The sequence below is a fragment of the Oxalobacter paeniformigenes genome, assembly GCF_027158465.1.
GTDB lineage: Bacteria > Pseudomonadota > Gammaproteobacteria > Burkholderiales > Burkholderiaceae_D > Oxalobacter > Oxalobacter paeniformigenes.
Genome location: NZ_JAMKYL010000003.1, coordinates 188208 through 198935 on the forward strand (window position 1 = coordinate 188208; position 10728 = coordinate 198935).

The following is a 10728-nucleotide window of genomic DNA, read 5'->3' on the forward strand; positions in this document are numbered from 1 at the left end:
CAACGGGCAACTGACGAAGTCGATCCGGCTGAAGGCAGGGCATACAGACTGTGCGTGCAAACAGGTGGCATTTTCTGACCGGCAAGCATCACAGAACCTGCAATCGTCCGGGGAAAAGCAGGTTTCCTGTCATGCATTCGGTGTCATGTTTTCGGAAGAAGCGGTATCGTCCTTTTTGGCCGAGTTTTTGAACTGTGCGTTGTAAAGTGACTTGTATGCACCGTTTTCGATTTCCATCAATTCGTTGTGCGAACCGGTTTCGATGATTTCTCCCTGGTTGATGACAACGATTTTGTCTGCATTGCGGATAGTGGACAGGCGATGCGCGATGACGAAAACAGTTCTGTTTCGCATCAGATTGTCGATCGCTTTCTGAACAACTGCTTCCGATTTGTTGTCCAGTGCCGATGTCGCTTCATCCAGAATGATGATCGGTGCGTTCTTGATGAATGCACGAGCAATCGCGACACGTTGTTTTTGTCCACCGGAAAGAAGAATACCGCGTTCACCAATGTAGGTATCCAGCCCGTTTTCAAGGGAATCGATAAAGTCGGTCAGGTATGCCATATCCAGCGCATTGCGTATTTCTTCCTCAGTGGCATCCGGTTTCCCCATGCTGACATTTTCACGAATCGTACCGGCGAACAGGAAATTGTCCTGAAAGACTACGGCGATCTGGTCTCGCAGACTGGTCAGGGTAAGGTCACGGATATCCACACCATCGATGAGAATATTGCCTGAATCGATATCGTAAAAACGAGGAATCAGGCTGACAATGGTGGATTTGCCGCCGCCTGAATTGCCGACCAGCGCAATACTTTGACCTGCATTGACTTTCAGGTTGATGTTTTTGAGAATCGGTATATCCGGACGATAGCTGAAATTGACATTCCTGAATTCGATTGTATCGCGGACGGCCTTGAGTTCGACGGCGTCTTTCTTGTCATGGATGGCGGGTGTGGTGTCGAGAATTTCGAAGACACGCTCGATCGCCATGAACGAGACCTGGACGGAAGTGAAATTGTTTCCCAGATTTTTGATGGGGGTGTACAGCATCAGCAGGGCGGCGATAAAGGAAACAAAACCGCCCGGTGTCAGCTGGTTGGTCAGGATAAGGTGCGATCCGTATCCGATCGTGGCGGCGATCCCGATCGAGGCAGTAATATGCATCATCGGTGACAGCCATGAAGAACGCTGTGTCATTTTGATGTTGAGCTTGAACAGCGATTTCATGATATCCCGGAATTTCTGCCTTTGTTGTGGCTGGAAGTTGTAAGCCGTAATCGTGCGATTGCCTGCAAACGTTTCGTTGTAGACCGTCATGGTTTGCGAGCCGGATGCGATGGTTTTCTTGACGATCGAGCGAATCAGGTTGCGTACCCGCGTCATGGGATAGAAGGTACAGCCCAGTACGATGATGGCGATCAGTGACAATTTCCAGGAATTGTAGAAAAGAATGCCGATGAGCGAGAGTGACGAAAAGATACGTGAAATGAAAAGGCGCAAGTTGCTCAACAGTCCGGTACAGGCGACATCGGCATCGTTGTGGAAGCGGTACATGATGTCACCGGAGTTGCGCGTATCGAAGAACGAGGTTTCAAAAGACAACAGCTTGTCGTACAGTGCAGTTTTGAGGTCTTGCGTGATGTGTGTGCCGACCCAGACGTTCAGGTAAGTGACAAGATAGGTCATACCACCTTGCAGTACGGTAAAACCGACAATGAACAGTGGCGCGAACCATGGAGATGAACCTGCTGTTTTTTCGATCAGTACCATGTCCATGTAAGGTTTAAGGAACCATGCGATGACGGCATCCATGGAACCGATCGGGAAACACATGAGCATGGCCAGCAACGCACGAAACCAGTAAGGCTTGACGAATGGCCACATGCGGCGGTAGTTGACGATGAAAGGGGAGTTGCGGAGCTGTTCAAGCATTTTCAGGGCTTGGGTAACGGTTTATGTTTGAATCTGATTGAAAATACAAAATATTGTTGCAGTATAACATCACTGGTGTCAAAAATATAAAATTTTCAATGCAGCATGTATGCTGCGTTATGATAACCAACAATATTCGTCGAAGGGTTTGTTTTTGTAAAATTAGTTATGATAGTTTTTATGTTGTTTTATTAAATCTATTGTAATAATTTTCTATTATTACAGAGAGTTTTTTGTTTACGAAACTCATCATGCCCAGGAACTGTTTTATATTGTTGTCTTTTATCGAATAGGTATTGTTGAAAATTTTTACTTTTACAAGCGGAATTTTCTGGTCAAGGAAATCATTCATATTGATATTGTTTCCTACCAGCGACGAGTTAAAGTAAGTATCATATTTGAATCCGTGTTTTTCAAGATATTCAGTGAATTCAAATTCATAATTCAGCAGAACGCCAAGAACGTCTTCCTGCGCGGTTACAGATTGCAAAAATTGACTGAAACAAGGATTCGTGAAGACGTTTCTTTTTATGCAAAAGAAATATGACTGGATGTGTGGTTTGATTGCATATCCCATGCTGATTCCCCAGAAATCTGATTTTTTTTCGCGGCTGTTCATTTCGGAAAACAAGTCGGAAAATGGAAATATTGGACCAAAACAGGAATCATTGCATATGATAAGTTCATCTGATTCTGAGAGTAGATTGTTTTCTTGTAAATATTGAAAACCTCGTTTGTATGAGCCCCAATCGTATTCTTCATGTCTTTTGCATTGCGCGTTGATGACGATGTTTTTTATTTTTTCGAGTTGATCAGGAAGTAGTGGATTGTCAGAAATAAATACAATGCCGTCAACACATTTTTTCAACTCGTTTAAATAAAAAATAACATGGTCATCAATTGATGCGTTTTGACTGAATGAGGCGAATATTGCCATGCGCCTTTTTGCATTTTTTTTGTCTATGTCGCGGGAAAAAAATACAGGTGTACTTTTTTGTGGAAACGAAAGAGGTTTTCTTTTCTTGATGCCAAGGAAATAATCACCTTTTAATGCTTGGAATTTTTTGTAAAGAGTGTGAACGTTGTTTTTTACGGATTTATCATCGCTTAACAGGATGTTTGTGAGAGTTTCTGGAATATAGTAAATTACGTTTTGTAAACTGGTTTGTCTTCCTATCCACCAATCCAGCAAATTCGGATGTGACAGGCATGAGAAATTACAGGATTCAAGTGTGGTCCTTTCGAACATCCAGCAGGACATGCTGATGATGAAATTTCGATTTCTCCAATCTTCGTCGTCAAGTTTGTTAATTCCGGGATTCAGAAATTTTTTTCGGTCGGTAATTGTATTTTCAATATATATTCTGGCTTTGCTGGAGCCAATAAGTTTTGCGTCATTGACGATTATGGGTATGCGATGCTTTTTTGCAATATCGATTTTTTTTGGATGTGTTCCTTTTCAAGGGTGTCGCCACACGAACAAAAGGCTATATAATGTCCCGATGCTTTTTTTATACCTGATTCTATCGAATCAGCAAAATTCCATTTGATTTTCTGAGTTGGTGTGTATTTTTGTGCTATAAGTGAATTTATGGTATCGTAAGAAGTTTTTCCGTAAAAAACAATTTCAAGATTTCCATATGTCTGCGAAAGAATGGAATGAATGGTTTCCGTAGCTGAGCTGGTATTTGTTGTTATATCTACAAGAATGCTGACTTTATGGCCATTTGCTTTGATTTCTTTTTGACCAGATTTGTATTTATCTATTGTAATTGTATTATTATGTGATTCAACGTTGTTGAAAAGCGAAATGTTGAAGAGACGGTATTCTTTACGTTTTTCAAAATGATTGATTATTTTTTTGAAAAAAATAATTTTCCCGATATAATACGATTTTATCGTTAGATCGTTGAATTCGTATACTTTCTTTTCAATCAGTTTTTTCATAATCTGCGAGATGATAGTTCGATATCGATACTGCTGTAATGTTTTTCCGGATTTTTCGTTTTCGTATGTTTTTTGCTGTGCAAAAAAACCTTTCGCAATGTCGTGCGGTTTTTTTTTTTTGATATTAAAGATTATTTGAAGACGTCATTTTATGCTACAATGATATTGTAGCTAAAAAGTAACGGTTGTCTTTGCAGGATGTCGATTCTAACAGTTGTATTCCAGTGCGATAAGTTATGAAAAAAATAGTCATTGTTTTGTCAAGTTTGCAAGGGGGCGGTGCAGAGAAGGTTGCACTTACGTTGTATCAGGGGTTTGCATCCTGTCCGGGCGTTGAGTGCCATGTTGTTTGTCTTGAAAATGTGATTGATCATCGCCTTCCTGAAAATATACATTTGCATATACTTGATCTTCCGAAACGAAATTTCCTTACGGCTGCATTTTATAAACAATGGCAGGCGAGGAAAATAGATAATTATATTCTGGAAAACATTGGTATGCCCGACCTTGTTCTGTCAAATTTGACGAATGTGGACAAGCTGATGAAGTTCAGTCGCTTGCCTGTATGGCATATTATACACAATACGACATCGGTCGAGTATCTTTCTGGTAAAAGTGTTAGGGAGGCTACGGGTATCCGCAAGAAACTCGAGTCAATTTATAAGAACCATCCTGTAACATGTGTTTCCAAAGGGGTAATGGATGATTTGAAGAAAAATTTTTCAATACAACAACCCGTCAGATATATATATAATCCGGTTGATGTAAATGCTATTGAAAAATTGTCTTATGATGATGCTGATAAGGATCTGATCGATTCTTATGGAGATTATATTATTCATGTAGGTACTTTCAAGGAGCAAAAAAACCATGAGCTCTTGATAAAAGCCTATGCATTATCTGATGTCAGAGAAAAGCTGGTTCTTCTTGGAAGGGCAAAAGGTGCTGTATTTGATCGGGTCATGAATTTGATTGAACAGCTTGGTCTTCAGGATAAGGTTGTTTATTGTGATTTTAAATCAAATCCGTATCCGTTTATGAGAAGGGCAAAATTGTTTGTGTTGTCCTCATTTTATGAGGGTTTTCCATGTGTGCTTCTTGAAGCGGTTGCCCTTGGTGTTCCTGTTGTAAGTACGGATTGTCCAAGTGGGCCAAATGAATTGTTTGGAGAAGAATATCGCCATTGTCTTAGTCCTGTAAATGATGCAAAGGCTTTGGCAGCCAATATAAGAAAAGCACTGGCCAATCCGAAACACTATACGGTTCCGTTGCGTGACGAATTCCGTTTGGAGTCTGTGGTCGCACAGTATATGGCCTTAATAGATGATGCCGGTAAGGATAGATGATATGAGTGGCATGGGACAGTTTTTGCGCAGAATGCGTCGCAGTTATCTGAAACGGTTGTTTAAAAATGCAGGGTATTCAAAAAATACACCGCTTGTTCATTATCTGGAAGGTATCCGAGCCGAGCCGCTCTATGAAGAAATGCCGCTGCATTACGACCTGTTTGACCGGAATGAATTTTTGTGCCGGTCGCTGTCTCTTTATGATTTGCCGAACGATCTGAAAGTGCCGCCAGATGAACTTTTCATTATCGGTAGCGGACCGTCTATCCGAAAACAGGCAGTCGACAAGCTGGCGAACAAAAATACCATATTGCTCAATGGCGCGGTGACATTGATAAAGGATGCAGGTTTGCATCCTTTATGTGTTTTGGTTGTTGACGAACTTTTTTGCAGGAAGCGGCTTGATTTGCTGGCCAGCGTGCCCGACGAGACCAACATGGTTCTGACTTTTCCGGCGATCAAGGAAATCGCGTTCGAACGGCCGGATATCATTCGGAAAAACAGGATTTTTCTACTGCATGAAAAGAACATGGATTTTCATGGCAAACTGGGTATCGATGCGTATAACCTGTCACAATTCGACAAGCCGACGCATGGTGTGTTCCGTGCCGGTACTGTCATGAGCGCTGGAATACAGCTTGCAGCTTTCATGAAGGTGCCGAACGTCTATCTGCTGGGCCTGGATATCGGTAATGCGGAAACCGAACCGCGTTTCTACGAAAATGGAAAGGACAAGATTCGAACGGGTTTGTTGAAAGACTACGATGAATTGATTTTGCCTTTTATGAAATTGGCGGCAGCCTGGTACAACCGGCATGAATACAGGATTTTCAATTGCTCGCCCGTGACAAAACTTCCTTATTCGGTAATTCCCTATCATGACTTTGATGCGATCGGATGATAAAGTGGTGACGTGACAGGGTGCATCGAGTAATGTACGGTAGCATTAATGTGCTGGTCAAAATTGACAGAAAGGAATCCCATGAAAGGCATCATTCTGGCAGGCGGTAGCGGTTCCCGTCTGTATCCACTGACGCAGGTCATGTCGAAGCAGCTGTTGCCGGTATATGACAAGCCGATGATCTATTATCCGCTATCCACGCTGATGTTGTTCGATATCCGGGATATCCTCATCATTTCTACACCGCAGGATACGCCGAATATCGAGAAGCTGTTCGGGGATGGTGCAAAATTCGGTTTGCATATCCAGTATGCCGTTCAGCCGGAGCCGAAAGGAATCGCGCAGGCATTCACCATCGGTGCGGACTTCATCGGCAACGACGATGTTTGTCTGATTCTGGGCGACAATATCTTCCGGATGCTGGAAGCGTTGCCGGAATTCAAAAAGGAAGTCACTCGTAACCGCGGCGCCAGGGCGACCATTTTTGCCTATCATGTACCAGATCCGGAACGTTTCGGCGTTGTGGAATTCGACAGGAATTTCAAGGCGATTTCAATTGAGGAAAAACCCAAAATACCCAAGTCCAATTATGCTTCGGTCGGCCTGTACTTTTATCCAGGCGATGTGGTGGAAAAGGCACGTCAACTGGTGCCATCCGCGCGGGGCGAGCTGGAAATCACCGACCTGAACAATATGTACCTGAAAGAAGGTCGCATGAGCGTGGTTCCCATGCGCCGCGGCAATGTCTGGCTGGATGCAGGTACCCCGGTTTCGTTGCTGGAAGCATCGACCTTTATCGGGTTGATAGAACAACGCCAGGGGTTGAAAATTGCCTGTATTGAGGAAATCGCCTATCGGATGGGATATATAGATGATAAACAAATGATGCATCTGATCGAAGCGATGAAAGATGGATCAAGCTACAAGGAATATCTGAAAAAAGTTTACAGGGAACGTCATGAACCTTTTTGAGACAGTGCTGGCGGGTGTCTATATCATCGAACCGACCCTGTTCAGGGATGCGCGCGGCTACTTTTATGAAAGTTACAACCGCAATGCGTTTGAAAAGGCAGGACTTCACTACACGTTTGTGCAGGATAATCAGTCCATGTCGTCTTATGGCACGATTCGAGGCATCCATTTTCAGAAAGGCGATTATGCACAAGCCAAGCTGGTCAGGGCATTGCAAGGGACGATTCTGGATATCGTCGTCGATTTGCGTGCAGGTTCACCGACATATGGTCGGCATGTTTCGGTCGAACTTTCCGGCGATAATCACCGGCAGTTGTTGATACCGCGCGGGTTCGGTCATGGTTTCAGCGTATTGAGCGAAACGGCGGTTTTTGCCTATAAATGCGACAATTTCTATGCGCCGGCTCATGAGGGCAGTGTGCGATTCGATGACCCGGAACTGGCGATCGACTGGCGTATTGATATGAAAAAAGCGCTCCTTTCCGACAAGGACAGACAGGCACCGGATTTCAGGACATATAGCCAGTCCCCGGCGTTTCATTATTTTGCAGCAGGGAAAGCATGATGTGGCTGGTGACAGGTGCGGATGGTCAGCTAGGAACGGAGCTGAAACGTTTGCTGGGTGACGATGCCGTTTATGTCGATCGTGCGGAACTCGATATATCCGACGAAAATGCGGTCAAACGGTTTTTCGAAATACGTTCATTCAGGGGGGTCATCAACTGTGCCGCCTATACCGCCGTGGACAAGGCGGAAGACGAGCCGGAAGCTGCGGAACTGGCCAATCATCTCGGTGCGAAATGGCTGGCCAAGTACGGAAAATGCATCATTCATATTTCGACCGATTATGTATTCGATGGTATTCATCATATACCGTACGTCGAAGACGATATGACGAATCCGGTTTCCGTATATGGCAAGACCAAGCTTGAGGGCGAACAGGCGGTCATGGCGCATGCCGATACTGCCGTTATCATTCGGACAGCATGGGTTTACTGTGCCCATGGCAACAATTTCGTCAAAACGATGTTGCGGCTCGGCAAGGAACGCCAGAGCCTGAATGTCGTATATGACCAGATCGGGTCGCCCACGTTTGCAGGCGATCTGGCGGCAGCGATCGTGGCGATATTGCCGCAAATACGGTCAGGGCAAAAAGCGGTTTATCACTATACGAACGAGGGCGTTTGTTCGTGGTATGACTTTGCAGTCGCCATCACGGAAATAGCGGGATTGTCGTGTGAAGTGAATCCGATAGGCAGCGATGGTTATCCGACAAAGGCCAAACGGCCGTATTACAGTGTATTGAACAAGGCGAAAATCAGACGGGATTTCAATGTGAAGATCCGGCACTGGCGCGAAGCGCTGGCAGATGTCTTGAAACAAATGGGAGAGAGCAAATGAGATCCATTCTGGTGACCGGAGGTGCAGGTTTTATCGGCTCCAACTTCGTACCGTATTTTGCGGAGAAATATCCGGACTGCCACATCATCAACCTGGACAAGCTGACCTACGCAGGAAACCTTGACAACCTGACGGAATGCGAAAGCATGACGAATTACACATTCGTCAAAGGTGATATTTGCGACGAAGCGCTGATACAGACATTATTCAGACAACACGATATCCGGGGCGTCATCCACTTCGCGGCCGAAAGCCATGTCGACAACTCCATCAAGGGACCGAAAGCCTTTATGGAAACAAATGTGATGGGAACCTTCAACCTCATCGAAAACGCACGCCGGCACTGGATGATAGCACCAGGACAATATCGTGCAGGATATGAAGATTGCCGCTTTCACCACATTTCCACAGATGAAGTCTATGGAACACTGGGAGAAACCGGATACTTCACCGAAACGACCCCCTATGCGCCGAACAGTCCGTACTCCGCCAGCAAAGCCGGCTCCGACTTCATCATCAGGGCATACCACCACACCTATGGCATGAACGTCACTACCTCGAATTGCTCCAACAACTACGGACCCAAACAACATGAAGAAAAACTGATCCCGACCATCATCCGGAAATGCCTTGCGGAAGAACCGATACCCGTCTATGGAAACGGCCAGAACGTAAGGGACTGGCTCTACGTACTGGACCACTGCAAGGCAATAGACCTGATATACCACAGAGGAAAATCGGGAGAGACCTACAACATCGGAGGACACAACGAGCGGAACAATCTGGAAATCGTACAAGCCGTATGCCGGATACTCGACGAAAAAAAACCGAGAAAGAAAGGGAAATATGCCGACCTGATCAGCTTCGTGACGGACCGACCGGGACATGACCTGCGTTATGCGATTGACGCGACGAAGCTGACGAAGGAACTGGGCTGGAAGGCGGATGAGAATTTCGATACCGGTATCGTCAAAACGGTTGACTGGTATTTGCTTAGAGGCAAACCGAAAAACTGAAACACATGAATATGAGTCAAAAAAAGGACATTTGGATTTTATTGAATGAAAAATTATTTCATTTAAAATATATTTTAATAAAGTTAGGTATATAATGAATTTTTCTGTAAAGCAAAAAATAATTGACAGTTTTTCCAGTATTAAAGTGCTTGTTATTGGGGACATTATGCTGGATATATATATGTATGGTGATGTTGAAAGAATATCACCGGAAGCACCAGTTCCTATTTTTAAATTTCATCATAAATATGAAATGCTGGGAGGGGCTGGAAATGTTGTTGCCAATTTGGCGGCATTAGGCTGTAAAACATTTTTTATTGGCGTCGTTGGGCAAGATGATAGTGGTTGGAAAATTGCATCATTGTTAAAAAAAACTAAGGCAAAAAGTCATTTATTAAATTTAGAAGGTTATTCTTCAATTGTAAAGACTCGATTTATTGCGAGAAACAGCCATTTACTTAGAATGGATAATGAGGAAGAGTTGCCAATTGTTGATTCAATATTAGAACGAATAAAAAAGGTTATCGTTAGGGCTGTAAAGGCTGTTGATGTAGTGTTAATATCAGATTATCAAAAGGGTGTTTTAACAGATAAAACTACACCAATAATAATAGATGTTTGCCGTGAACTGAAAAAGAAAGTCATTGTTGATCCTAAAGGTAAAGATTATGAAAAATATTCTGGTGCAAATATAATTAAACCTAATTTGCAGGAATTTCAAGATGCAGTTGGAAAAAAATATGATCCAATTTCTCAAGATTTTCAGCAAAAAATTAGCGAGGCGGCACAGCAGTTATGCTGGCAATATAAAATAGGTGATGTTATCATTACACTTGGTGAATATGGCATGATTTATGTTTCAGGGAAAAAAGATAATATCAGAGTTGAACAAATTGCCGCCAAGGTTAAAGAAGTTTATGATGTATCTGGTGCGGGAGATACAGCGTTAGCAGTCCTTGGGGCATCTGTAGGTGCGGGATTTTCAGTTACTAATGCGATGAAATTAGCTAATGTTGCTGCAGGAATTGTTGTTAGTAAATTAGGAACAGCGACTGTATCTGTAGAAGAGTTAAAACAAACGATAGTTGATCAAGGATATTCTCATTGAGAAATAAATAATTAATTAATTGTAGTGAGAGTTGTTGGTTTAAAATAGATTTTGTTTTCAATTTTAATTGTAATTTTTTTTTTTTTTTTTTTTTTTTTT

The 10728-nt window shown here is 43.2% G+C and carries 10 protein-coding genes; 7 read left to right on the forward strand and 3 right to left on the reverse strand.

Annotated elements, in window-relative coordinates; translation table 11 throughout:
• Positions 1-129 precede the first annotated feature (129 nt).
• From NAI64_RS05890 to NAI64_RS05900, 3 genes are all read right to left on the reverse strand, one after another.
• Complete coding sequence (locus NAI64_RS05890) at positions 130-1938, reverse strand: ABC transporter ATP-binding protein (protein ID WP_269298703.1); 1809 nt, start codon at positions 1936-1938, stop codon at positions 130-132.
• A 178-nt stretch (positions 1939-2116) separates the two neighbouring features.
• Positions 2117-3199 carry a rhamnan synthesis F family protein gene (locus NAI64_RS05895; protein WP_269298705.1) on the reverse strand — a complete coding sequence of 361 codons (1083 nt, stop codon included), beginning with the start codon at positions 3197-3199 and terminating at the stop codon, positions 2117-2119.
• A gap of 143 nt (positions 3200-3342) precedes the next feature.
• Positions 3343-3885: a glycosyltransferase family protein gene (locus NAI64_RS05900; protein WP_269298706.1), complete on the reverse strand. Its 543-nt coding sequence runs from the start codon at positions 3883-3885 to the stop codon at positions 3343-3345.
• A gap of 236 nt (positions 3886-4121) precedes the next feature.
• On the opposite strand from NAI64_RS05900, the gene NAI64_RS05905 reads away from it, so the two are divergent.
• From NAI64_RS05905 to rfaE1, 7 genes are all read left to right on the forward strand, one after another.
• Positions 4122-5231 carry a glycosyltransferase gene (locus NAI64_RS05905; protein WP_269298707.1) on the forward strand — a complete coding sequence of 370 codons (1110 nt, stop codon included), beginning with the start codon at positions 4122-4124 and terminating at the stop codon, positions 5229-5231.
• A gap of 1 nt (position 5232) precedes the next feature.
• Positions 5233-6132, forward strand: coding sequence for a hypothetical protein (locus tag NAI64_RS05910; RefSeq protein ID WP_269298709.1), 900 nt, complete (start codon positions 5233-5235; stop codon positions 6130-6132).
• Positions 6133-6213: 81 nt separating this feature from the next.
• Entirely contained in the window at positions 6214-7104 is an 891-nt protein-coding gene (gene rfbA / locus NAI64_RS05915) for a glucose-1-phosphate thymidylyltransferase RfbA (protein ID WP_269298710.1), read from the forward strand.
• A complete protein-coding gene (gene rfbC, locus NAI64_RS05920) occupies positions 7091-7669 on the forward strand; it encodes a dTDP-4-dehydrorhamnose 3,5-epimerase (RefSeq protein WP_269298711.1) in 579 nt (192 codons plus the stop codon). The genes rfbA and rfbC overlap by 14 nt, the downstream gene beginning before the upstream one ends.
• Positions 7666-8505 carry a dTDP-4-dehydrorhamnose reductase gene (gene rfbD / locus NAI64_RS05925; protein ID WP_269298713.1) on the forward strand — a complete coding sequence of 280 codons (840 nt, stop codon included), beginning with the start codon at positions 7666-7668 and terminating at the stop codon, positions 8503-8505. Before rfbC ends, rfbD begins: the two co-directional genes overlap by 4 nt.
• Positions 8502-9521 (forward strand): dTDP-glucose 4,6-dehydratase, encoded by a 1020-nt coding sequence (gene rfbB / locus NAI64_RS05930; RefSeq protein ID WP_269298715.1) that lies wholly within the window; start codon positions 8502-8504, stop codon positions 9519-9521. The genes rfbD and rfbB overlap by 4 nt, the downstream gene beginning before the upstream one ends.
• 94 nt (positions 9522-9615) lie before the next feature.
• Positions 9616-10629 carry a D-glycero-beta-D-manno-heptose-7-phosphate kinase gene (rfaE1, locus tag NAI64_RS05935; protein WP_269298717.1) on the forward strand — a complete coding sequence of 338 codons (1014 nt, stop codon included), beginning with the start codon at positions 9616-9618 and terminating at the stop codon, positions 10627-10629.
• Positions 10630-10728 lie beyond the last annotated feature (99 nt).